A 22,726-nucleotide genomic window follows, 5' to 3' on the forward strand; every position below is an offset into this window, starting at 1 on the left:
GGGGCGGCTGTGCGGTCGGAACCGGACGACCGGGTAGGGTCTGACGCCGTGCCCGGCAATCCACGTCCCGCCACCGTGCTCCCCGTCCGGCTCGGCGACCTCGCCGACCGACTGGCCGTTCCCACGCCGGAGGGGGCCGCCGAGCTGGCCGTCACCGGGGTGACCCACGCCAGCCACGAGGTCCGCCCCGGTGACCTGTACGCCGCCCTGCCCGGCTCCCGCCGGCACGGCGCGGAGTTCACCGCCGCCGCGGCCGCCGCCGGCGCGGTGGCCGTGCTGACCGATCCGGCCGGGGTGCCGCTGGCCGCCGACGCCGGCCTGCCGGTGCTGGTCGTCGACGACGCCCGCGGGGTGCTCGGCACGGTCGCCGCCACCGTCTACGGCGACCCGACCGCGGGACTGACCGTGATCGGCGTGACCGGCACCGCCGGCAAGACCTCCACCAGCTATCTGATCGAGTCCGGGCTGCGCGCCGCCGGGCACGTCACCGGCCTGATCGGCACCGTGGAGACCCGCCTCGGCGACCTGGTGGTGGACAGCGTCCGGACCACCCCGGAGGCCACCGACCTGCACGCCATGCTCGCCGTGGCGCGCGAGCGCGGCGTGGACGCCGTGGTGATGGAGGTGTCCAGCCACGCGCTCGTGATGGGCCGGGTCGGCGGCGTCCGGTTCGACGTCGGCGGCTACACCAACTTCGGCTCCGACCACCTCGACTTCCACGCCGACGAGGCGGACTACTTCGCCGCCAAGGCCCGGCTCTTCGACGGGCGCTGCCGGGTCGAGGTGCTCAACCACGACGACCCGGCGCTGCGCCCGCTGCACAAGCCCGGCACGGTGACCTACTCGGCGGCCGGCGACCGCGACGCGACCTGGTGGGCCGACCAGGTCTCCGGCGAGGGGTACGCGCAACACTTCACGCTGCACGGCCCGGACGCGGTGGCGCTGCCCACCGGCGTGGCACTGCCCGGCCGGCACAACGTGGCCAACGCGCTGCTGGCCGTCGCCACGCTGGTCGCGGCCGGCGTCGCCCCGGCCACCGCGGCGCGTGGCGTGGCCGCCTGCGGGGGCGTGCCCGGCCGGCTGGAACTGGTGAGCGGCGACGCCCCGGTGCGCGGCGTGGTCGACTACGCGCACAAGGCGAACGCGATCGAGGCGGTGCTGACGGCGCTGCGCGGGCTCACCGGCGGGCGGCTGGTCTGCGTGCTCGGCGCCGGCGGCGACCGGGACCGGGGCAAGCGGCCGGTGATGGGCGAGGTGGCCGCCCGGGGCGCCGACGTGGTGTTGGTGACCGACGACAACCCGCGGACCGAGGACCCGGCCACCATCCGGGCCGAGGTGCTGGCCGGCGCGTACGCGGCGGCCACCCCGGCCCGCGTCATCGAGGTGCCCGGCCGGCGGGCGGCGATCGAGGAGGCGGTCCGGGTGGCCGAACCGGGTGACGTGGTGGCGGTGCTGGGCAAGGGGCAGGAACGCGGCCAGGAGATCGGCGGCGAGGTGCTGCCGTTCGACGACCGGGTGGAGTTGGCGGCGGCGCTGCGGGCCCGCTTCGGGGACCTGGTGGGTGGCCGATGATCCCGTTGACGCTGGCCGAGGTGGCCGCCGCGGTCGGTGGCCGGCTGGCCGGGGCCGACCCGGACGCCCGGGTCACCGGCACGGTGGAGTTCGACTCCCGCAAGGTGACCTCGGGGGGGCTCTTCGTGGCGTTCCCCGGCGAGCGGGTGGACGGCCACGACTACGCGGCCGGGGCGGTGGACGCCGGCGCGGTCGCCGTGCTCGGCTCCCGCGAGCTGCCGGGCGTGCCGATGGTGCTTGTCGACGACCCGCTCGACGCGCTGGGCCGGCTGGCCCGCGCGGTGGTCGACCGGCTGCCCGCACTGACCGTGATCGGGTTGACCGGCTCGTCCGGCAAGACCACCACCAAGGACCTGATCGCCCAGCTCGCGGTCCGGCTCGGCCCGACCGTGGCGCCGCCCGGCTCGTTCAACAACGAGCTGGGGCACCCGTACACCGCGTTGCAGGCCACGCCGGAGACCCGCTACCTGGTGATGGAGAAGGGCGCCCGCGGCGTCGGGCACGTCCGCTACCTGTGCGACGTGGTGCCACCGCGGATCTCGGTGGTGCTCAACGTCGGGGTGGCGCACCTGGGTGAGTTCGGCTCGGTCGACGCCATCGCGCTGGCCAAGGGGGAGTTGGTCGAGGCGCTGCCCGCCGACGGGCTGGCGGTGTTGAACGCCGACGACCCGCGGGTCGACGCGATGGCCACCCGGACCGCGGCCCGGGTGGTCCGGTACGGCGAGTCGGCGCACGCCGACGTGCGCGCCGTGGACGTGACGCTGGACGGGCGGGGCCGGCCGTCGTACACGCTGGTGACGCCGGAGGGGACCGCCCCGGTGCGGCTCGGACTGACCGGCCGGCACCAGGTGTCCAACTCGCTCGCCGCCGCGGCGGTCGCCCGCGAGCTGGGCCTGCCCCTTACCGAGCTGGCGGCGGCGCTGGGCGAGCTGGGCCTGGTCTCCACGCGCCGGATGGACGTGTTCGAACGCCCCGACGGCGTGGTCGTGATCGACGACTCGTACAACGCCAACCCGGCGTCCACCGGCGTGGCGCTGCGCGCGTTGGCCAGCATGCGCGGCGAGGGGCGTACGGTCGCGGTGCTCGGCTACATGGCCGAGCTGGGCGACTTCGAACGGGAGGGACACCAGCAGGTCGGCCGGCTCGCGGCCGAGCTGGGAATCGACCGGCTGCTCGTGGTGGGCGAGCCGGCGGCGCCGATCCACGAGGGCGCGACAGCGGTAGGCAACTGGGGAGGAGAGTCGGTGCTGCTCACCGATCAGGCGGCGGCCGTCGAGGTGCTGCGGAGCGAGCTGCGTCCGTCGGACGTGGTGCTGGTGAAGGGCTCCCGGTACCGGACCTGGGACGTGGCCGACGCGTTGCGCGCGGACGCCCGGGAGAAGGCGACGGAGGGCGGCGCCGCATGAGGGCGGTCATCGTCGCCATCGGCGTCGCGTTCCTGATCTCGCTGTTCTGCACCCCGATCGCGATCAAGGTGTTCGCCCGGCTGAAGGCCGGCCAGCCGATCCGGTCGAACCTCGGGCTCGCCAGCAACGAGGGCAAGAAGGGTACGCCGACGATGGGCGGCGTGGTCTTCATCCTGGCCACCGTCATCGCGTACGTCGCCGGGCACCTGGCCCTGACCACGCTGCCGGACGCGCAGATCGCGCAGGTCGAGCCGACCATCACGGCGCTGGTGCTGCTGGGGCTGATGGTGTTCTCCGGCGCGGTCGGCTTCGTCGACGACTTCCTGAAGGTCCGCAAGCGGCACAGCGGCGGCCTGAACAAGCGCGGCAAGCTGGCCGGGCAGATCCTGGTCGGCGCGGTCTTCGGCGTGGTGGCGCTCTACTTCCCGTCGAGCATGACCGACGTCAGCGGCAACGCGACGAACACCGCGACGGTGGGCAGCACCACGCTGAGCTTCATCCGGGACATCCCGGCGCTGGAGATCGGCAAGATCGGCGCGGTCATCGTGATCATCATGGTGGTGATGGCGGCGACCAACGGCGTCAACCTCACCGACGGCCTGGACGGCCTGGCCACCGGCGCCTCGGTGATGGTGCTCGCCGCGTACGCGCTCATCGCGTTCTGGCAGTACCGGCACTGGTGCGCGGACCCGAACTACACCGAGGCGTACTGCTACACGGTGCGCGACCCGCTGGAGATCGCGCTGATCGCCGGCGCGGCGGCCGGCGCCTGCGTCGGCTTCCTCTGGTGGAACACCTCGCCGGCCCGGATCTTCATGGGCGACACCGGCGCGCTGGGGCTGGGCGGCCTGATCGCCGGCATGGCGATGTCCACCCGGACGATCCTGCTGCTGCCGATCCTGGGCGGCCTGTTCGTGATCATCACGATGTCCGTGGTCATCCAGATCATCTCGTTCCGGACCACCGGCAAGCGGGTGTTCCGGATGTCGCCGCTCCAGCACCACTTCGAGCTGGCCGGCTGGAGCGAGGTCAACATCGTGGTCCGGTTCTGGATCATCGCCGGCATCGGTGTGGCCATCGCGCTGGGCCTGTTCTACAGCGAGTTCCTCGCCGCGGTGAGCTAGGTGTAAGGAAGGGCCCCTCTCTAACAGACGTCTGTTAAAAAGGGGCCCCTCCTTCAGATCCGACACGCCGACCGTGGGGTTGCGCCACGGGCGGGCGGGTCGAGCCGCCATGATGAGCGGGTGGGGGAGGGACGAGACATCCAGGTCAGCACCGAACCGCCGGCCCGCCGCGCGCCCGCGGCCACGCCGCCGGGCGATCCGCCGGCCGGCGCGCGCTGGGACCCGGCGGGCGGCCTGGCCGCGCTGCGCGGCCTGCTGGCCCGGCCGCTGGCCTCCTACTACCTGCTGCTCTCCAGCGCCGGCCTGCTGCTGCTGATCGGCCTCACCATGGTCTTCTCCGCGACCAGCGTGCGGGACTACGCCGAGGGCGGTGACGCCGCCGCCTCGCTGACCAAGCAGACCGTGTTCGCGGTGATCGGCGTCGGCGCGTTCTGGGCCTGCCAGCGGCTGCCCGCGCGCACGTTCCGGGCGGTGAGCCGCCCCGCGCTCGGCGTGGCGGTGGCGCTGCTGCTCCTGCTGAACCTGCTGGTCGCGCTGGAGTCACTGTTCGGGGTGGCGTCCATCGGGCCGTTGAAGGGCGAACTCCTCTCGCTCTCCCTCGGCCCGATCTCGCTCCAGCCGGCCGAGGTGGCCAAGTTCGCGCTGGTGCTGTGGGCGGCGCACGTGCTGGCTCGCAAGGGGGCCGCGCTGGGCTGGTGGCGGGAGCTGGCCACGCCGCTGTTCCCGGTGGTCGGCCTGATCTTCGTGCTGGTCGGCTACAACGACCTGGGCAGCATGCTGTGCCTGCTGGCGCTCGTGGTGGGCCTGCTCTGGGCGGCCGGCGTCCGGACCCGGGTCTTCGCCGCGCTCTCCGCGATCGGCCTGGCCGGCATCGGCCTGCTGGTCGCCGCCGCCTCGCTCGGCGCCGGCTCCGGTTCCCGGGACGCCGACAACTACCGGCTGGGCCGGCTCACCATGTGGCTCGACCCGCCCGATCCGCAGACCTGCATCGAGCTGAAGCTGGAGAACTGCTACCAGCCCATCATGGCCCGGTACGCGATCGGCAACGGCGGCTGGTTCGGCGTCGGCCTGGGCCAGAGCGTCTTCAAGTGGGACTGGCTGCCCGAGGCGCACAACGACTTCATCTTCGCCATCGTCGCCGAGGAGTTGGGCGTGGTGGGCTGCACCGTGATCCTGGTGCTCTTCGCCGTGCTGGCGTACACCGGCATGCGCATCGCCCGCCGGGTGGAGGACCCGTTCCGCCGGCTCGCCGCAGCCGGCGTGACCGCCTGGCTGGTCGGTCAGGCCGTCATCAACATCGGCGGCGTCACCGGGCTGCTGCCGCTGACCGGCGTGCCGCTGCCGTTCATCTCCGACGGCGGCAGCGCGCTGGTGGTGACGCTGGCCGCGATCGGCATGCTGGCCTCCTTCGCCCGCGCCGAGCCGGACGCGGCCCGGGCCCTGAACGCCCGTCCGCCGGCCCGCTGGGTCCGACTAGTGTGGGCCCCGTTGCCGCCGCTTCCCGGCCGGCGTCGCCGACCGGCGCCGCCCCCGGCGGACCGAGGGCCCGTGCCCCGGTCCCGACAGCGTCGGCAGGACGATCAGGCCGCGACCCGCGGCGCCCGGCCCGACCGGGCGCGCGCCGGCGCGGCGAACGAGAGGAGACGCTGATGGGTCCGCTGCGTTCGGTGGTGCTCTGCGGAGGGGGCACGGGTGGGCACATCTACCCGCTGCTCGCCTTCGCCGACTGCCTGCGCCGACACGACCCGAGCGTCCGGATCACCTGCCTGGGCACCCCGAAGGGGCTGGAGAACGAGCTGATCCCGCCGGCCGGTTACGACCTGCGGCAGATCCCGGCCTACCAGCTGCCCCGCTCGGTCAACATGAGCCTGGTGCGCACCCCGGACCGGATGTGGAAGGCGGCCCGCGCCGCGGGCAAGGTGATCGACGAGGTGCGGGCCGACGCGGTGGTCGGCTTCGGCGGGTACGTCTCGGTCCCCGGTTACCTGGCCGCGTGGCGGCGCGACCTGCCGATCGTCATCCACGAGGTGAACGTGCCGCCGGGCGTGGCGAACCGGATGGGCATGAAGTTCACCAAGCACGTCGCGGTGGGCTTCCCGCACCAGCCGGCCCAGTCCGAGGCGCTGCGCGACGCGCGGGTGGTCGGGGTGCCGCTGCGCCGCGGCATCGCCGGGCTGGACCGGGCGGCGCTGCGGGACGCCGCCCGCGCGCACTTCGGGCTCCGTCCCGACCTGCCGGTGCTCTTCGTGGCCGGCGGGTCGCAGGGCGCCCGCTCGATCAACCTGGCCGTCTCCGGCGCGGCGAAGGAGCTGGCCCGCAACGGCGTGCAGGTGCTGCACGTGATCGGCGCCCGCAACGAGCCGGTCTCCGTCCCCAGCGACCTGCCGGTGCCGTACGTGACGCTGCCGTACCTGTCCGAGATGGAGCTGGGCTACGCGGCGGCCGACCTGATGCTGGGCCGGGGCGGCGCGATGACCTGCGCCGAGGTGGCCGCGATCGGCCTGCCCACGGTCTACGTGCCCTATCCGCACAGCAACCAGGAGCAGAAGCGCAACGCGCTGCCCGTGGTGGAGGCCGGCGGTGGGCTGCTCGTCGACGACGCCGAGGTGACCCCGGCCTGGGTGGAGCGCACGGTGATCCCGCTGATCCGGGACCCGCGACGGCTCCACGCGATGAGCCACGCCGCGGCCGGCTACGGTCGCCGCGACGGCGACGTGGCGCTGCTGAACTTCGTCTACGAGGCGGTGAGCCGGTGAGCGCGAGGAGTGAGCTTGCGAGCCCCGCAGTCGCGAACAACGGTGGCTCCGTAATGGGCGTCGCCGCGACGGGAAGGTACCTCTCATGAACACCGCGCAGTTCACGCCCGCCGGCACGATGACCGCGGAGGACCTGGGCCGGATCCACCTGATCGGGGTGGGCGGGGTCGGGATGGCCGGGCTGGCCCGGCTCTTCCTCACCCGTGGCCTGCCGGTCTCCGGCAGCGAGTTGCGGGAGTGGCCGTCGCTGGCCGGCCTGCGCGCGCTGGGCGGGACGATCCACTCCACCCACGAGGCGGCCAACCTGGACGGGGTGGACACCGTCGTCTACTCCTCGGCCATCCCGCAGGACCACCTGGAACTGGTCGAGGCACGTCGGCGGGGCCTGCGGGTGCTGCACCGCTCCGAGGCGCTGGCGGCGGCGATGACCGGTCGGCGCACGGTGGCGGTGGCCGGCACGCACGGCAAGACGTCCACCACGTCGATGGTGACCATGGTGCTCCAGCAGGCCGGCGCCGATCCGTCCTTCGTCATCGGCGGGGAGATCTCCGAGGTCGGCTCCGGCGCGCACCACGGCACCGGCGAGCACTTCGTGGTCGAGGCGGACGAGAGCGACCGCTCCTTCCTCATCTACCGCCCGTACGTGTCGATCATCACGAACGTCGAGGCGGACCACCTCAACACGTACGGCGACCTGGCCACGCTGGAGGCGGCGTTCGCCGAGTTCGCCCGGCTCACCGACCCGGACGGCTTCGTCGTCACCTGCGCCGACGACGCCGGTGGCCGGCGGCTGGCCGAGACGCTCCGGGCGGAGGGCCGTCGGGTGTGGACGTACGGCGAGTCCGCCGACGCCGACCTGCGGATGAGCGACGTGGTCTCCTCGGCCCAGGGCGTGCGCTACCTGGCCGAGGTCGAGGGCCGGTCGCTGGGCGAGATCCGGCTGCCGATGCCGGGCCGGCACATGGCGCTCAACAGCGCCGCCGCGGTGCTTGCCGCGTACCTGCTGGAGCTGCCGGTGGCGGCGGCGGAGGCCGCGCTCGGCGCGTTCCCCGGCGTGCGGCGGCGGTTCGAGCGCAAGGGCGTGGCGGACGGCGTGCTGGTCTACGACGAGTACGCCTACCACCCCACCTCGATGACGCTGGCGTTGCAGACGCTGCGCGAGGTGGCCGGCGACGGCCGGCTGATCGTGGTCTTCCAGCCCTACCGGCTGTACCGCACCCGCGACCTCCAGGCGGAGATCGCCGCCGCGCTCGGCATCGCCGACGAGTTGGTGCTGCTGGAGGTATTCGGTCCCGGCGAGCCGCGCCAGCCCGGTGAGGGGTCGGTCGCGCTGATCGAGGCGGTGCCGCTGCCGGCGGACCGGAAGGTCTTCGTCGAGGCGTGGGACGACGTGCCGGCCGAGGTGGCCCGCCGGGCCCGGACCGGCGACGTGGTGGTGACCATGGGCGCGCCGCCGATCTCGCTGATGGGTGACCAGTTGCTGGACGCCCTGCTGGCCCGCACCGGCGGCGCCACCGCGCTCCGCGCCGGCGTCGGTCCGGACGGCGCGGCGGCCACCGCCGGATGAGCCCCGGCCCGGCCCGGGGCCGCACACCCGGCCAGGACGGTGGCGCGGGTCGGCGCAGCCCGGTCCGGCGCTGGCAACTGGTCCGGGCCGGGGCGGACGCCGTGCCGCCGTCCACCCGCCGGTTCATGGCCCGGGCCCGGCAGCGGCGGATGCGCGCCGCGTTGCCGTGGGCGTTGGCCGCGGCGGTGACCGCGTTGGCCGCGCTCGTCGCCTGGACGGTGCTCGGCACCGGGCTGTTCGGCGTCCGTGAGGTGCGGGTGGTCGGCGCGCGGCTGGTCACACCGGTGGAGATCCGGGACGCTGCGGCGGTTCCGGACGACGCGCCGTTGGCCCGGGTGGACCTGGCCGCGACGGCCCGCCGGGTGGGCACGTTGCCGCCGGTGGCCCGGGCGACGGTGGAGCGGGACTGGCCGGCGACGCTGGTGATCCGGGTCGAGGAGCGGGTGCCGGTGGCCGCGGTGCCGCAGGGCGGGCGATTCGTCGTGGTGGACGCCGCCGGCGTGGTCTTTCAGCGCCTGGACCAGGCCCCGGCCGGGTTGCCGCTGGTCCGGGTGGCCCGGCCGGGTCCGGATGATCCGGGCACCCGGGCCGGGTTGGCGGTGCTCGCCGCGCTCGGGGAGAAGCTGCGCGCGGAGCTGGTCACGGTGGACGTGGCCGGGCTGGCCCGGATCACGTTGCTGCTGCGCGGCGACCGGCAGGTCTTCTGGGGGGACGCCGCGCGCAGCGCGGACAAGTCGGCGGTGGCGACCGCGTTGTTGCCGCGCCGCGCGGACCGGATCGACGTCAGCGCGCCGGACGTGGTCACGTTCCAGTGACCGGTCACTCAGCGAACGGGCACTGTGTGACCGGTCGCTCGGTCGGCGACACGCCGGAAAGGGTCCTTGGCTCCTGGCGCGGCGGCGCATACGTTGCCCCGAAGAGATCAGTGGTTGACATAACTCTAAGCCTCTAGTAGAGGGTGAGGGTTCTCCTCTGGTCCGGCCAAGCCGTGTGGGGTCGGCCCATGCCAATCTCGAAGGGAAAGGACCGGAGATGACACCTCCGCACAACTACCTGGCGGTCATCAAGGTCGTCGGCATCGGGGGCGGCGGCGTGAACGCCGTCAACCGGATGATCGAGGTTGGGCTCAAGGGCGTCGAGTTCATCGCGATCAACACCGACGCGCAGGCGCTGCTGATGAGCGACGCCGACGTCAAGCTCGACGTCGGCCGGGAACTGACCCGGGGGCTGGGCGCCGGCGCCAACCCGGACGTCGGCAAGAACGCCGCCGAGGACCACCGCGACGAGATCGAAGAGGTGCTCAAGGGCGCCGACATGGTGTTCGTCACCTGCGGCGAGGGTGGCGGCACCGGCACCGGCGGCGCGCCGGTGGTGGCGAACATCGCCCGCAAGCTCGGCGCGCTCACCATCGGTGTGGTCACCCGGCCGTTCTCGTTCGAGGGCAAGCGCCGCCAGGTGCAGGCCGAGGCGGGCATCGAGGAGCTGCGCAACCAGTGCGACACGCTCATCGTGATCCCGAACGACCGGCTGCTCGCGCTCGGCGACCGCAACATCTCCATGATGGACGCGTTCCGCACCGCGGACCAGGTCCTCCTCTCCGGTGTCCAGGGCATCACCGACCTGATCACCACGCCGGGCCTGATCAACCTCGACTTCGCCGACGTGAAGAGCGTGATGAGCGGCGCGGGCAGCGCGCTCATGGGCATCGGCAGCGCGCGGGGCGAGAACCGCGCGGTCGAGGCGGCCGAGGCGGCCATCTCCAGCCCGCTGCTGGAGCAGAGCATGGACGGCGCGCGAGGCGTGCTGCTCTCCATCGCCGGCGGCTCGGACCTCGGCCTGTTCGAGATCAACGACGCGGCGCAGCTGGTCACCGACGCGGCCCACCCGGACGCCAACATCATCTTCGGCGCGGTGATCGACGACGCGCTCGGCGACGAGGTGCGGGTGACCGTGATCGCGGCCGGCTTCGACGGTGGCACCCCGGCCTACAAGGCGGTCGACCCGCCGCGCAAGAGCAACCAGAACCCGCCCACCCAGCCGAACGCGCCGGCGAACCCGCCGGCCACCATGCCGGCGCCGCAGCAGCCGTCCCGCCGGGTGCTCTTCGACGACGTCGACGTGCCCGACTTCCTCAAGAACGGGTCCTGAGCCCCGCCGATGACGGATTCATCCACCGCGGTGCGACCCGAGCGTCGCGCCGAACTCGCGGCCGGGCTGGCCCGGGTCCGGGCCCGGATCGCCGACGCCTGCGTGGCGGCCGGCCGCCACGCCGACGAGGTCACCCTGGTCGCGGTCACCAAGACGTACCCGGCCGCCGACGTGGTCGCGCTGGCCGGGCTCGGCGTGACGGACGTGGGCGAGAACCGGGACCAGGAGGCGGCCGGCAAGGCGGCGGCGGTGGCCGGCGCCGGGGCGGAGCCGCGCTGGCACTTCATCGGGCAGTTGCAGCGCAACAAGGCCCGTTCGGTGGTCCGGTACGCCGACGTGGTCCAGTCGGTGGACAGCGTACGGCTGGCGGCTGCCCTGGACGCCGCCGCGACCGGTGCCCGGGACCGCCCGCTGGACGTGTTGGTGCAGGTCAGCGTGGACGGTGACCCGGCCCGGGGCGGCGCGCTGCCGGGCGCGGCCGACCCGGAGCGGGGCCTCGACCCGGTGGCCGCCGCGGTGGCCGGGGCGGGCGGGCTGCGGCTGGCCGGCCTGATGGCGGTGGCCCCGCTGGGCTGGGAGCCGGACCGCGCGTTCGCCCGGCTGGCCGAGGTGGCGGCGCGGCTGCGCGCCGACCATCCGGGCGCGACGGTGCTGTCGGCGGGGATGAGCGGCGACCTGGAGAGCGCGATCGGTCACGGCGCGACACATGTCCGCGTCGGCAGCGCGTTGCTCGGAATGCGCCCCACGCTGGGGTAGCCTGGCCCGGACGGAAGCAAATTACATCAGTGTTGTTCAGGACGGCGTCTCCCGAAGCCCGGGGGCCGTGGCGGGCGGGCCGCGAACCGCACGTCAGGGGATTGCCGGTCCGGTCCGGTGGGCATGATCGTCCACTCGTGATCAAGCGACACGGCACGGGGGCGCGTGCCGCATGGCGGACGGAAGGGCGCGGGGATGGGTGCACTGCGCAAGGCGGGGGTCTGGCTCGGTCTCGTCGAGGAGGACGACGAGCGGGCGTACGAGGACGGTGGCTACGACAAGGGTGGCTACCGGGACTCGTCGCGCTACCGGTCGAGCCGGTACGCCGAGGAGTTCGCCGACGAGGACGACGAGGAGTCGGAGGAGCCGCCGGCGCCCCGGACCCGGGCCGGTGAGCGGGGCCGGTTGGCCGAGCGCGCCACCAGCCGCGCGGTCGACGCCGACCGCTCCGAGGTCGAGCGCCCGGAGCGTCCGGAGCGGGCCGAGCGGTCCAGCAGCGTCCGCTCCATCACCCGGTCCTCCGCCGGCGAGGGTTCCGGTGCGTTGTCGTACCACACCCGGGACAACCTGGCCCTGGCGCCGCAGGCCCCGCCGCGCGAGCGGACCGTGGTCCCGGAGGACGAGCAGCGCTACCAGATCACCACGCTGCACCCGACGACCTACCGCGAGGCGCGGACCATCGGCGAGCACTTCCGGGACGGCGTTCCCGTGATCATCAATCTCACCGAGATGGACGAGGCGGACGCCCGCCGACTGGTCGACTTCGCCGCCGGGCTCGCGTTCGGCCTGCGCGGTACGATCGAGCGCGTGACCAACCGGGTGTTCCTGCTCTCACCGGCCAATGTCCAGGTCACCGCGGAGGACAAGGCCAAGATCGCTGAGGGTGGCTTTTTCAGCCTGAGCTAGCCCGCACGACCGAGGGACGTCGCCTGCTGTGTTGTCGATCCTGTTCCAGGTGCTCTACCTGCTGCTGTATTTCTTCCTGCTTGTCCTGTTGGCTCGATTTGTCCTCGGGGCCGTGCTCGCCTACGGTCGTCGCTGGCAACCCGGGCGGGGGGCATCGGCGGGACTGGAAGTCGTGTGGAGCGTCACTGATCCGCCCCTGCGAGCGTTGAGGCGTGTGATCCCACCACTGCGAATTGGTACCGTGAGCATCGACCTGGCCTCCCTTGTGCTCCTGGTTATCCTGTTCGTGCTGATGGAGTTCGTGTTACAGCGCCTGATCGTGGCGTTCGCCTGACCAGAGCGCTTTCGCGGCCGCAACTGACCCGAGGAGTTTCGATGCCGCTGACCCCGGCCGACGTCCACAACGTCGCCTTCAAAAAGCCGCCGATCGGCAAGCGGGGGTACGACGAGGAGGAGGTCGACGCCTTCCTGGACGAGGTCGAGCGTGAGCTGGCCCGTCTGATCGAGGAGAACAACGAGCTGCGCGCCCAGGTGGAGCGCGGCGGTCGGGGTGGCGCACCCGCCGGCCCCGGCGGCGACGCCCGGCTCGCGGCGGAGCTCAACGACGTCAAGGCCCAGCTCGACCGCGTGCAGCGCGACAAGGCGGCTGCCGAGCAGGCGGCCCGCGCGATGCAGGCCGAGCTGGAGCAGGTCCGCACCCAGGGCAGCCCGGTGGGCGTGACCGGCGACGGCGAGCAGCAGGCGCTGCGGGTGCTGATGATGGCCCAGCGCACCGCCGACGACCACGTCTCCGACGCCCGGCGCGAGGCCGACAGCCTGCTCTCCGAGGCCCGGTCCAAGGCCGAGGAGGTCACCCGCGAGGCGCGGGCCAAGGCCGACGCCCTGGAGCGGGACGCCCGCCAGCGGCACCAGGAGGCCATGGGCGGCCTGGACGCCAAGCGCACCGCGCTGTCGAAGCACATCGAGGAGCTCAAGCAGTTCGAGCGGGAGTACCGCACGCGCCTCAAGGCGTACCTGGAGAGCCAGCTGCGGGACCTCGACGGTCGTGGCCAGGGCATCGAGGTCGAGATGAACCGCGAGGGCACCCGTGCCGTCGGCGGCAGCAACGGCCTCGCCACCGCCGGCCTCGCCGGCTCCTTCGGCGGGGGCCGCGGCGCCGGCTCGCTCGAGTCCGGCCGCTGATCCCACGTCGGTGGCCGTCCCCGCGGCGGCCACCGACGGCACCAGTCCGACACGACGCGGCCGGGGGTGAGCCGTGATAGCCGCCAGCGTCCTGCTCATCCTCGTCGCGGTCGTGCTGCTGGTGGTCGGGCTGGCCGGTGGGTCCAGCTCGCTGCTGATCGTCTCGATCGCGGCCAGCCTGCTGTCCGCCGTCGCCTTCGTCGTGTTCGCCCGCCAGGCGGCTGCGGCCCGGGCCGCGGCGGGCCGGGAGGCCGGCCCGCGTTCCCGGACCGTTCCCGCCGGCCCGTCCCCGGACGAGCCGGTGAGCCCGGTCCCGCATCACACGTCCACGGTCGGTGCCGGTGGACCCGGGTGGCGGCAACCGCCCGGGCCGCCGGTAGCCGAGCCGTACGCGCCGCCCGCCCGCGCCTACGCGCCGCCGGACGGGCCGTCGAGCGGGGTCTACCCGCCGCCGGACGAGTCGTCAGGCGGGGCCTACCCGCCGGACGAGTCGGACGCCCGCGGGTTCTCACCGTCGGACGTCCCGTCGGCCGGCGACTATTCCTCGCCGATGGGGTCGGATGTCCCGTCGACCGGCGTCCACTCGTCGCCGACCGGGCCGGATGCCGCGCCATTCGGGGCCTACTCGCCTGTCGACTCGGAGGCCGAGCCGCCGTCGGCCGAGCCGACGCCCACCTCGCCCGCGCCGGGTGGGCCGCTCGCCGGTGACCCGTCGGCCGAGTTCCTCTCCGCCGGGGAGGTCGCCCGGCTGGTGCGACTGCCCGACGAGGTCCGGGTGGTCGACGGCCATCCCCGCTTCCACCTGGCCGACTGCCCCCACCTGGTGGGCCGGCCGGCCGAGTCGTTGCCGGTCGCCGAGGCGGTCGGGCTCGGCTTCACGCCGTGCGCGTACTGCGCCGCCGCCACCACGCTGCTCACCGACGCCCGGCCACGCTGACCATGACGACCGCGGACACCCCGCTCACCGTAGCGGTGCGCGTGAAGCCCGGCGCGGCCCGGGCCCGGGTGGGCGGCCGGTTCGACGGGCCGTACGGCCCGGCCCTGGTCGTCGCCGTGCACGCGCCGGCGGTGGACGGCCGGGCCACCGAGGCGGCCCGACGCGCCCTGGCCGACGCGCTCGGTGTCCGGCCGGCGGTGGTGTCGCTGCGGTCCGGCGCGGCCAGCCGGGACAAGCTCTTCCTGGTCGAGCGCCCGGCCGACCGCCTGCCCGAGGTGCTGCGTCGGCTGCGCGACGGCAGCGCGGAATGAGGGTCCGGCGGGCCGGTACGCGATGACGCCGGGGCTGAACCTCGCGCTGCTGGTGGGCGCCGCCGTGCTGCTGGTCGCGGTGGGCGCGGTGCGCTTCTCCACCCGGCTCGGCGTGCCCAGCCTCCTGGTCTACCTGGCGCTCGGCGTGCTCATCGGCGAGGCCGGCCTGGGCATCCGCTTCGACGACGTCGAGCTGACCCGGGTGCTGGGCTTCTGCGCGCTGATCGTGATCATCGCGGAGGGTGGCCTGAGCGCCCGGTGGAGCACGCTGCGGCCGGTGCTCGGCCTGGCGGCCGTGCTCTCCACGGTCGGCGTGGTGGTCAGCATCGTGGTCGTCGGCGTGGTGGTGCACCTGCTGCTCGGCCTGGACTGGCGGCTGGCCCTGCTCTACGGCGCGGTGCTCTCCTCCACCGACGCCGCGGCGGTCTTCGCCACGCTGCGCCGGCTGCGCCTGCCGCCCCGGCTGGTGGCCACGCTGGAGGCCGAGTCCGGGATGAACGACGCGCCGGTGGTGCTGCTGGTGCTGCTGCTGTCCCGGGCCGGCGTGGAGTCGGCCCACCCTTGGTGGTACGAGGCGCTGCTGCTCGGGTACGAGTTGGGCGCCGGCGCGGCGGTCGGCGTGGGCGCGGGCCTGGCCGGGCGGTACGCGCTGCGTCGCGCCGCGCTGCCCTCGGCCGGCCTCTACCCGATCGCGGTGGTGGGTTTCACCGTGCTGGCGTACGCGGCCGGTTCGGTGCTGCACGCCTCGGGCTTCCTCGCCGTCTACGTGGCCGGGGTGCTGCTCGGCAATTCGAACCTGCCGCACCGGCAGGCCATCCTCGGGTTCGCCGACGGGCTGGCCTGGCTGGCCCAGATCGGCCTGTTCGTGCTGCTCGGGCTGCTGGTCTCGCCGACCCGGCTGGACGCGGCGGTGCTGCCGGCCGTGATCACCGGACTGGCCCTGCTGTTGTTCGCCCGGCCGCTGTCGGTGGCGGTCTCCGCGCTGCCGTTCCGGGTCTCCCGGCGCGAGCAGCTCTTCCTCTCCTGGGCCGGGCTGCGCGGCGCGGTGCCGATCGTGCTGGCCACCATCCCGCTCTCGCTGCGGGTGCCGGGCGCGGACCGGCTCTTCGACGCGGTCTTCGTGTTGGTGGTGATCTTCACGTTGCTCCAGGCCGGCACGCTCGCTCCGGCCGCCCGCCGGTTGGGCGTGACCGCGCCGGCGGAGGCGAGCGAGATCCTGCTGGAGACCGCGCCGCTGGAGCGGATGCGGGCCGACCTGCTCCAGTTGGAGGTGCCGCCCGGCTCCCGGCTGGGCGGGGTGCACGTGGACGAGCTGCGGCTGCCGGTGGGCGCGGCGGTCACGCTGGTGCTGCGGGACGGGGTCGGGTTCGTGCCCGGCCCGGACACCCGGCTGAAGGTGGGCGACAGCCTGCTCATCGTGGCCACCGCGGGGGTGCGGGACGCCGCCGAGCGGCGGCTGCGGGCGGTCAGTCGTCGCGGTCGCCTGGCCCGGTGGTTCGGGGAGTACGGCGAGGACCGGACCGGCTGATCTGCTAGCGTTCTTTTTGCCCCGATAGTTGGCACTTCGGGGCGGAAACTCGGAGCGACGGTGCGGCACGTTGTCGGACGCCTGTACGTTCCGTATTCTTGCCAACCTCCGGAGTGCACGGCGGGTCGCCGTGTGCCCCGTTCCGTTCGCGGGGGACGCGCCGGTGCCCCCTGCCCACGTACCGCTGACCGCCGCGCCTCTGCGGCTGAGGGAGCTGACGATGGCGAAGCCAGCCGACACCAGGACCGCCGGTCGCAAGCCGGTGGCGAAGGCCACCCGCAGCGCGGCGGAGACCGAGAAGATCCGGGCCGCGCTGGCGGCGCGGCGGGACGAGCTCAACGCCGAGTACGATCAGACGCTGAGCGAGATCACCGAGCTGCAGCGCGACCGGCTGACCGACTCGGCCGGGGACGACCAGGCCGACACCGGCACCAAGACGTTCGAGCGTGAGCAGGAGATCTCTCTCGCCAACAGCATCAAGGAGCGGATCACGCAGGTCGAGCGCGCGCTGGAGCGGCTCGACGAGGGTGGCTACGGCTGGTGCGAGCGGTGCGGCAACCCGATCCCGGTGGAGCGGCTCGCCGCGTTCCCGTCGGCCACCCTCTGCGTGAGTTGCAAGCAGCTGGCGGAGCGGCGCTGACGTCGTCCGCTCCCCGGCGGCCGAACCGCAGACGGTGACCGCCACCGTCGCGAACGTCGATGGGGAGCAGATGACCGCAGCACCGCCCGCCGGGCCCGGCACCACCGAGTCGGAGGCCGGCGCCGCGCCCCGCCGCACGGCGGTCGGCCTGCTGCTCGGCGTCGCCCTCTTCTCGCTTCTTGCGGACCTGGGCACGAAGCAGCTCGCGCTCAGCGAGCTGCCCGGCCGGGAGGAGCCGCTGTCGGTGCTCGGCGGCGCCGTCTACTTCACCCTCACCCGCAACAGCGGGGCCGCGTGGAGCATCGGCGCGGACCACACCTGGATCTTCCCGCTGATCACGTTTGCGGTGATCGGGTGGATCGGCTGGATGGCGCTGCGGCTGCGCTCACTGCCGTGGGCGGTGTCGCTGGGCCTGGTGCTGGGCGGGGCGCTGGGCAACCTCACCGACCGGATCTTCCGCGCGCCGGGGCACTTCGTCGGCCACGTGGTCGACATGATCAGCCTGTTCGGCCCGTACGGCGAGCACTACCCGGTGTTCAACCTGGCCGACAGCTCGCTGGTCTGCGGCGTGGTGCTGGCGGTCTTCCTGGAGCTGACCGGCCGGCAGCGCGACGGCTCCCGGGCCGGCGCGAAACCCACCACCGACGACACCCGGGCCGACGAGAAGGAGCGCGCGTGACCGCCGCGTACGCCACCGGTGGCGACCACCGCTCCCTGCCGGTCCCGGACGGGCTCGACGGCATGCGGCTGGACCAGGCCGTCTCCCGGCTGTTCGGGTTGTCCCGCACCGCCGCGGCGGCGCTCGTGGACGCCGGGGACGCGCTCGTCGACGGCGTGGCCCGGGCCAACTCGCACAAGGTGAAGGCCGGCGCCTGGCTGGACGTCACGCTGCCCGCGCCGGCCGCCCCGCCGACCGTGGTGCCGCAGGCGGTGCCCGGCCTGACCGTGGTCTACGCCGACGACGACATCGTGGTGGTCGACAAGCCGGTCGGGGTGGCCGCGCACCCGAGCCCCGGCTGGACCGGCCCGACCGTGATCGGCGGGCTGGCCGGCATCGGCCACCGCATCTCCACCAGCGGCGCCGCCGAACGGCAGGGCGTGGTGCACCGGCTCGACGTGGGCACCACCGGGATCATGGCGGTGGCCAAGAGCGAGCTGGCCTACACCGCGTTGAAGCGCGCCTTCAAGGAGCGCGAGGTGGAGAAGCGCTACCACGCCGTGGTGCAGGGCCACCCGGACCCGCTGCGCGGCACCATCGACGCGCCGATCGACAGGCACCCGCACCACGACTACCGGTGGGCGGTGGTCTCCGGCGGCAAGCCGAGCATCACGCACTACGACACGCTGGAGGCGTTCCCCTCGGCCAGCCTGCTCGACGTGCGGCTGGAGACCGGGCGTACGCACCAGATCCGGGTGCACTTCTCCACCCTGCGGCACCCCTGCGTGGGCGACCTGACCTACGGCGCGGACCCGACCCTGTCGGCCCGGCTCAAGCTGTCCCGGCAGTGGCTGCACGCCCGCTCGCTGAGTTTCCGGCACCCGCGCACCGGCGACGAGGTCACGTTCGTCAGCGACTACCCGGACGACCTGGCCCGGGCGCTGGAGATCCTGCGCGACTGACCGTGGACGACGAGGACAGCGCGCCGCCGCGCCGCGTGCGTGCCGCGGCGCTCACCTGGCTCGCGCTCGGCTGCGCGCTGCTGGTGCTGGTGGTGGCCGTCGCGCAGCGGCGGGACCGGCCGGTCGGGGACCGCACGGTCGGCGAGGTGACCCGCGTCGGGGTGGCCGCCGGCGGTTCCGTTCCGGCGTACCAGCGGGCCGCCGGCGCGGAGCTGGCCCGGCTCGACGCGCCGGACGGCTGGGCGCTCGTCACGTTCGCCGCCTACCTGACCCCGGCCCGGGTGGCGACCGCGTTGGCCGGGACGCCGGTCTCGGCGGTGATCGCGCGCGTGCCGCTGCCCGGCCGGCAGACCGAGATCGTCCGGATCGCCGCGCTGCGGCTGCCCGACGACGTGGTCGGCGGGATGGCCGGGGTCGCCGCACGCAAGGACCGGGAGGCCGCCGACTACCGGGCCCGCGCCGCCGCCCCGGCGGCCACCGCCGATCCCGGGCTGCGTCGGGAGTACGACACCGGCGCGGCGGTCGCGGCCCGGGAGGCGGCCGGCTACCGGGCCGGCTGCGCCTGTGTCTACGCCGCGGTGGTCCGGGCCGCGCCGGACGCGCTGCGGGCGCTCGCCGACCGTCCCGGCGTACGGGTGGTGGATCCGGCGCCGGAGGTGACCCGGTTGGACCGGACCGTGTTCACCCCGCCGCTGCCCGAGCAGCGGGACGTGGCCCGGCCACCGGCCGACACCGGCCCGACCGTGGATGGCGGAATGGGCGATTCGTCGGAAGCCGCACCGACAGTGAGCGGACCTTCACCGGCCGGTCGGTCGCCGGTCCCCGGCTCCGCTCCGGCCAATCCCACTCCCACCTCCTGAGACGCCCGGATGCGCGCCGGTCCGCCGGGTGCCACGGTGAGCAGAGCCACCGGGCGATGTGCGGCGCGGGGAGTGGTCCGAATAGGGTTTCGTTCGTAGCCTGTCAGGCGTCAGATCGATGGGCTGGGGGAGGGCGAATCCTTGGACGGCAGCGAGACCGGCTGGGGTCGGCAGGGTGAGCCGGCACCGCGGTGGCGGGCGCTGCTCGACCGGGCCCGGCTCGGCGGTCGCGGCGCGGAGCACGCCGACGCCGACCGGCACGCCGAGGAATCCGTGCCGCCGGCCCCCGAAGCGCTGCCGCGCCGTGGCGCGGGCACCGGCTGGACCGGCCGCGCCGCCGCCGTCGGTCGCGCCGCCGACGGGTCGTACGCCGCCGAGCCCGGCTACCGGGCCGAGGCCACGTTCCGGGTGGACCCGGCCTTCCGCGCCGACCCGCGCCTGGACGGCGAGCCGGCGTACCGGGCGGAGCCGGCGTACCGCACCGATCCGGAGCCGGTGGCCGAGTCGTCCTGGCGGGCCGAGCCGTCCTACGCCCCGGAGCCACGCGAGCCGTCCTGGCGTGTCGGCCCGTCCTATCCCACGGAGTCCCCGGTCGAGCCGCGTGCGGAGCCGTCCTGGCGGCCGGAGCCGGCGTACCCGGCGGAGCCGCCGGCCGAGCCGTCCTGGCGGGCCGAGCCGGAGCCGCGCGGGCGGGCCGAGGCGCCTGCCGAGTCGCGATACTCCCTGCTCGACGGCGGCTACCGCCCCGCACCGCCGCCCGCGGAGTCCCGTTATGCGTTGCTGGACCGCGGCCGGTACCGGCCCGACATCCCGCCGACGCCGGAACCACCCGCCGTGCCCACCCCCCGCCGGCCGGTCGAGGCCCGGCCGGGCCGGATCGAGGCGGCCCCGGCGCGGTGGCGCGCCCCGGCGCCGGACGCCGAGCTGGAGCGGGCCACCGGCGTGCTCCGCCGCGAGCTGGGCACCCCCCGGGTGCTCGCGTTCGCCAACCCCAAGGGCGGGGTGCACAAGACCACCGCCACCGTGCTCGCCGCCGCGACGGTGGGCAGCGTGCGCGGGCGCGGTGTGCTCGCCTGGGACGACAACGAGCTGCGGGGCACGCTGGGCCTGCGCGCCGGCAGCGCCCGGCACGCCCGCACCATTCGCCACCTGGTCCACGACCTCGCGCAGATCGAGATCCTCGACGGCGACACCCTGCTGTCCCACCTCGACGACTACCTGCGGCACGCCGCCGACGGCTCGTACGACGTGCTGGCCGGCGAGGAGAGCCCGCGCTTCGCCCAGCGACTCGACCAGTTCACCGTCAAGCGGGTGCTGGAGCTGCTGCGCCGCACCCACGAGGTGGTCTGCGTGGACACCGGCAACAACGTGGAGAGCCCGAACTGGCGCACCGTCATGCAGGCCGCCGACCAGCTCGTGGTGACCACCGTGCCGCGTGAGGACGCCGCCTTCAGCGCGGACTGGATGCTCGACCTGCTGCACGAGGTGGGCATGGGTGAGCTGGCCGACAACGCGGTCACGTTGATCTCCTGCCCGACGCCGGGGCGCACCTCGCTCCAGGACGACCTGGAACGGCACTTCGCCACCCGTACCCGGGCGGTCACCGTGGTGCCCTACGACCCGGCGCTGGAGACCGGCTCCTCGATCGAGTACCACCAGCTCCAGGCCGAGACCCGGCACGCCTGGCTGAAGGCGGCGGCGGTGATGGTGGAGCCGTTCGCGCGCTGAGCGCCGACCACCGCCCCACGCCGTGCCCGGGCCTGAGAGGATCACCGGGTGAGCCCGGACACCCCTGATCCCGAGCGGACCGCCGACCGTCCCGGCGCCGCGGAGCAGCCGCCCGCGGAGCAGCCGCCCGCCGAGCAGCCGTCCGGCTGGCCCGGTGGCCTTCCGGTGCCCGCCGGCACCCCGGTCACCGCGCCCGGCGCGGCCCCGCTCGCCGGCCATCCGGACGTCGTCCAGGAGCTGCCCGGCGCGCGCCGCGACGGCGGCCGGCCGGTGGCGATCGTCCTCGGCGTGGCGGCGCTGCTCACCGCGCTCGGGGCGCCGCTGGGTCTGCTGTGGGCGTGGGCCGCGCCGGGCACGCCGGTGCGGCAGACGCCGGACGGCGCGGTGTACGCGGTCCCGCAGCCGGAGCAACCGATCGCGGCCGACGGCTGGTTCAGCCTCCTCGCGCTCGGCTTCGGGGTCCTCTCCGCCATCGCGCTGTGGGTGCTGCTGCGCCGCCGGCGCGGTCCGGTCGGCCTGCTCGCGGCGACGCTGGGCGGCCTCGGCGCGGCGGTGGTGGCGTGGCAGGTGGGCCGGAGGATCGGGCTCGGCACCTTCCAGCGGCTGCTGGACACCGCACCGCCGGGGACCGACTTCACCAAGCCGGCCGACCTGCGCGCCGGCGGGGTCGACTGGTTCGGTCCGCTGCCCCTGCCGCACGGCAACCTGCTGCTCGCGGCGTTCGGCGCGGCTGTCACGTACACGTTGCTGGCCGGCTGGTCGCGATGGCCGTCGCTGCGCCCCGAACCGGAGCCCGGTGCGTGGCCGCCCCCGCCCGGCCCGGACGGCGGGTGGCCGGCGGCGCCGGAGGGCGCTGGTCACGGGCCGGCCGGCCCGGGGGACGACGGCCGGGCGGACCCACCGGGGTTCAGTTCGGCGCCGGAAGACCCGCCAGCTCGCTGAGCGGCACCGGCACCGCCCGGACCTGGCGCAGCAGCGCCGACTCGCGGTTGAGCAGGCGCAGCTCGGCGCGGAGCCGGCCGGCTGTGTCGTCGATGGCGAGCAGTCGCTGCCGGTCGGCGACGGTCAGCGCGGCGGTCGCCGCGACCAGGTGCGACAGCACGGTCGGGTCCTCCGGGAGCTGCTCGGAGATCTCCTCCTGGTCCGGCCGGATCAGGCCGAGATAGTTCCGGAACACCGAGATCACCCGGGCCGCCAGCACGTCGGCCACCTCGTCCGGGCCGGCCGGCTCGGGCAGCCACTCCACCTCGGCGGTGAGGTACGGCTCGGCGTCGTCGTCGATCTCGGCGATGCGGAACCGGCGCCGGCCCACCGTGACGATGTCGAACCCGCCGTCGGCCAGCTCGGTGACCTGCCGCAGCTCGGCCGTGCAGCCCACCTCGTGCAGGGTGATCTCGCCGCCGGCCAGCCCGGAGCGGCCGGGCGGCCCGGCCGGCGCGACCTCCCAGCCGGCCTGGATCGCCACCACGCCGAACTCGCGCGGCGCGCCCTCGGGCAGCCCGACCAGGTGGCGGACCAGGGCTCGGTAGCGCTCCTCGAAGATGTGCAGCGGAAGGACCAGCCCGGGGAAGAGGACGGTCCCGAGCGGGAACACCGGCAGCCGTGCGCTCACGTGATCGAGCCTAGCTCCCCCGCGCCCGGCCTGCGTGTCCCGGCTCACCGTCCCGGCGTGCGGGCGGCCCCGG

The 22,726-nt window shown here is 74.6% G+C and carries 21 protein-coding genes and 1 pseudogene; 21 read left to right on the plus strand and 1 reads right to left on the minus strand.

The features are described 5' to 3' along the window. The first annotated feature begins 9 nt into the window (after positions 1 to 9). The 21 genes and pseudogenes from ACIA6B_RS06020 to ACIA6B_RS06120 all read left to right on the plus strand — a co-directional run bounded on the left by ACIA6B_RS06020 (position 10) and on the right by ACIA6B_RS06120 (position 21,983). Entirely contained in the window at positions 10 to 1,572 is a 1,563-nt protein-coding gene (locus tag ACIA6B_RS06020; RefSeq protein ID WP_396771450.1) for a UDP-N-acetylmuramoyl-L-alanyl-D-glutamate--2,6-diaminopimelate ligase, read from the plus strand. After that, positions 1,569 to 2,978: a UDP-N-acetylmuramoyl-tripeptide--D-alanyl-D-alanine ligase gene (gene murF / locus ACIA6B_RS06025; protein ID WP_396771452.1), complete on the plus strand. Its 1,410-nt coding sequence runs from the start codon at positions 1,569 to 1,571 to the stop codon at positions 2,976 to 2,978. The genes ACIA6B_RS06020 and murF overlap by 4 nt, the downstream gene beginning before the upstream one ends. Beyond that, positions 2,975 to 4,102 (plus strand): phospho-N-acetylmuramoyl-pentapeptide-transferase, encoded by a 1,128-nt coding sequence (gene mraY / locus ACIA6B_RS06030; protein WP_107157607.1) that lies wholly within the window; start codon positions 2,975 to 2,977, stop codon positions 4,100 to 4,102. The genes murF and mraY overlap by 4 nt, the downstream gene beginning before the upstream one ends. A gap of 234 nt (positions 4,103 to 4,336) precedes the next feature. Beyond that, a complete protein-coding gene (locus tag ACIA6B_RS06035) occupies positions 4,337 to 5,752 on the plus strand; it encodes an FtsW/RodA/SpoVE family cell cycle protein (RefSeq protein ID WP_396772079.1) in 1,416 nt (471 codons plus the stop codon). Further along, entirely contained in the window at positions 5,752 to 6,858 is a 1,107-nt protein-coding gene (gene murG / locus ACIA6B_RS06040) for an undecaprenyldiphospho-muramoylpentapeptide beta-N-acetylglucosaminyltransferase (protein ID WP_281936589.1), read from the plus strand. The genes ACIA6B_RS06035 and murG overlap by 1 nt, the downstream gene beginning before the upstream one ends. Before the next feature lie 85 nt (positions 6,859 to 6,943). Next, on the plus strand, positions 6,944 to 8,425 hold the full coding sequence (gene murC, locus ACIA6B_RS06045; protein WP_396771455.1) for a UDP-N-acetylmuramate--L-alanine ligase: 1,482 nt from the start codon (positions 6,944 to 6,946) through the stop codon (positions 8,423 to 8,425). After that, positions 8,422 to 9,240, plus strand: coding sequence for a cell division protein FtsQ/DivIB (locus ACIA6B_RS06050; protein WP_396771457.1), 819 nt, complete (start codon positions 8,422 to 8,424; stop codon positions 9,238 to 9,240). Before murC ends, ACIA6B_RS06050 begins: the two co-directional genes overlap by 4 nt. Before the next feature lie 217 nt (positions 9,241 to 9,457). Next, a complete protein-coding gene (gene ftsZ / locus ACIA6B_RS06055) occupies positions 9,458 to 10,573 on the plus strand; it encodes a cell division protein FtsZ (protein WP_107157603.1) in 1,116 nt (371 codons plus the stop codon). A gap of 9 nt (positions 10,574 to 10,582) precedes the next feature. Further along, entirely contained in the window at positions 10,583 to 11,329 is a 747-nt protein-coding gene (locus tag ACIA6B_RS06060; RefSeq protein ID WP_396771459.1) for a YggS family pyridoxal phosphate-dependent enzyme, read from the plus strand. Between the two features lie 195 nt (positions 11,330 to 11,524). Further along, a complete protein-coding gene (locus ACIA6B_RS06065; RefSeq protein WP_396771462.1) occupies positions 11,525 to 12,235 on the plus strand; it encodes a cell division protein SepF in 711 nt (236 codons plus the stop codon). A 28-nt stretch (positions 12,236 to 12,263) separates the two neighbouring features. Continuing rightward, entirely contained in the window at positions 12,264 to 12,569 is a 306-nt protein-coding gene (locus tag ACIA6B_RS06070) for a YggT family protein (protein ID WP_091059628.1), read from the plus strand. A gap of 41 nt (positions 12,570 to 12,610) precedes the next feature. Then, entirely contained in the window at positions 12,611 to 13,417 is an 807-nt protein-coding gene (locus tag ACIA6B_RS06075) for a DivIVA domain-containing protein (RefSeq protein WP_107157600.1), read from the plus strand. A 73-nt stretch (positions 13,418 to 13,490) separates the two neighbouring features. Next, positions 13,491 to 13,883 (plus strand): annotated as a pseudogene (locus ACIA6B_RS06080) (hypothetical protein); the annotation flags it as partial. 473 nt (positions 13,884 to 14,356) lie between these two features. Then, positions 14,357 to 14,665, plus strand: a complete 309-nt coding sequence (locus ACIA6B_RS06085; protein WP_281936580.1) for a DUF167 domain-containing protein — start codon at positions 14,357 to 14,359, stop codon at positions 14,663 to 14,665. Between the two features lie 22 nt (positions 14,666 to 14,687). Next, complete coding sequence (locus ACIA6B_RS06090; RefSeq protein WP_396771464.1) at positions 14,688 to 16,193, plus strand: potassium/proton antiporter; 1,506 nt, start codon at positions 14,688 to 14,690, stop codon at positions 16,191 to 16,193. 220 nt (positions 16,194 to 16,413) lie between these two features. Beyond that, positions 16,414 to 16,833, plus strand: a complete 420-nt coding sequence (locus ACIA6B_RS06095; protein ID WP_107157596.1) for a TraR/DksA C4-type zinc finger protein — start codon at positions 16,414 to 16,416, stop codon at positions 16,831 to 16,833. Between the two features lie 70 nt (positions 16,834 to 16,903). Then, positions 16,904 to 17,512: a signal peptidase II gene (lspA, locus tag ACIA6B_RS06100; RefSeq protein ID WP_396771467.1), complete on the plus strand. Its 609-nt coding sequence runs from the start codon at positions 16,904 to 16,906 to the stop codon at positions 17,510 to 17,512. Further along, on the plus strand, positions 17,509 to 18,453 hold the full coding sequence (locus ACIA6B_RS06105; protein ID WP_396771468.1) for an RluA family pseudouridine synthase: 945 nt from the start codon (positions 17,509 to 17,511) through the stop codon (positions 18,451 to 18,453). Before lspA ends, ACIA6B_RS06105 begins: the two co-directional genes overlap by 4 nt. A 2-nt stretch (positions 18,454 to 18,455) precedes the next feature. Beyond that, on the plus strand, positions 18,456 to 19,313 hold the full coding sequence (locus ACIA6B_RS06110; protein WP_396771470.1) for a hypothetical protein: 858 nt from the start codon (positions 18,456 to 18,458) through the stop codon (positions 19,311 to 19,313). 141 nt (positions 19,314 to 19,454) lie between these two features. Beyond that, positions 19,455 to 21,041 (plus strand): MinD/ParA family protein, encoded by a 1,587-nt coding sequence (locus tag ACIA6B_RS06115; protein ID WP_396771472.1) that lies wholly within the window; start codon positions 19,455 to 19,457, stop codon positions 21,039 to 21,041. Positions 21,042 to 21,089: 48 nt separating this feature from the next. After that, on the plus strand, positions 21,090 to 21,983 hold the full coding sequence (locus ACIA6B_RS06120; protein WP_396771474.1) for a DUF2567 domain-containing protein: 894 nt from the start codon (positions 21,090 to 21,092) through the stop codon (positions 21,981 to 21,983). Here ACIA6B_RS06120 and ACIA6B_RS06125 read toward each other — a convergent pair. Beyond that, a complete protein-coding gene (locus ACIA6B_RS06125; RefSeq protein ID WP_396771476.1) occupies positions 21,949 to 22,653 on the minus strand; it encodes an LON peptidase substrate-binding domain-containing protein in 705 nt (234 codons plus the stop codon). The genes ACIA6B_RS06120 and ACIA6B_RS06125 overlap by 35 nt on opposite strands. Positions 22,654 to 22,726 lie beyond the last annotated feature (73 nt).

This window comes from Micromonospora sp. NPDC051141 (genome assembly GCF_044455765.1).
Classification (GTDB): domain Bacteria; phylum Actinomycetota; class Actinomycetes; order Mycobacteriales; family Micromonosporaceae; genus Micromonospora.

Bases quoted from the DNA above. Each gene is read 5' to 3' on its own strand.
- ACIA6B_RS06050 (WP_396771457.1), top strand. From the start codon at position 8,422: ATGAGCCCCGGCCCGGCCCGGGGCCGCACACCCGGCCAGGACGGTGGC.
- ftsZ (WP_107157603.1), top strand. From the start codon at position 9,458: ATGACACCTCCGCACAACTACCTGGCGGTCATCAAGGTCGTCGGCATC.
- ACIA6B_RS06065 (WP_396771462.1), top strand. From the start codon at position 11,525: ATGGGTGCACTGCGCAAGGCGGGGGTCTGGCTCGGTCTCGTCGAGGAG.
- lspA (WP_396771467.1), top strand. From the start codon at position 16,904: ATGACCGCAGCACCGCCCGCCGGGCCCGGCACCACCGAGTCGGAGGCC.
- ACIA6B_RS06075 (WP_107157600.1), top strand. From the start codon at position 12,611: ATGCCGCTGACCCCGGCCGACGTCCACAACGTCGCCTTCAAAAAGCCG.
- murC (WP_396771455.1), top strand. From the start codon at position 6,944: ATGAACACCGCGCAGTTCACGCCCGCCGGCACGATGACCGCGGAGGAC.
- ACIA6B_RS06085 (WP_281936580.1), top strand. From the start codon at position 14,357: ATGACGACCGCGGACACCCCGCTCACCGTAGCGGTGCGCGTGAAGCCC.
- ACIA6B_RS06095 (WP_107157596.1), top strand. From the start codon at position 16,414: ATGGCGAAGCCAGCCGACACCAGGACCGCCGGTCGCAAGCCGGTGGCG.
- murG (WP_281936589.1), top strand. From the start codon at position 5,752: ATGGGTCCGCTGCGTTCGGTGGTGCTCTGCGGAGGGGGCACGGGTGGG.
- ACIA6B_RS06090 (WP_396771464.1), top strand. From the start codon at position 14,688: ATGACGCCGGGGCTGAACCTCGCGCTGCTGGTGGGCGCCGCCGTGCTG.
- mraY (WP_107157607.1), top strand. From the start codon at position 2,975: ATGAGGGCGGTCATCGTCGCCATCGGCGTCGCGTTCCTGATCTCGCTG.
- murF (WP_396771452.1), top strand. From the start codon at position 1,569: ATGATCCCGTTGACGCTGGCCGAGGTGGCCGCCGCGGTCGGTGGCCGG.
- ACIA6B_RS06060 (WP_396771459.1), top strand. From the start codon at position 10,583: ATGACGGATTCATCCACCGCGGTGCGACCCGAGCGTCGCGCCGAACTC.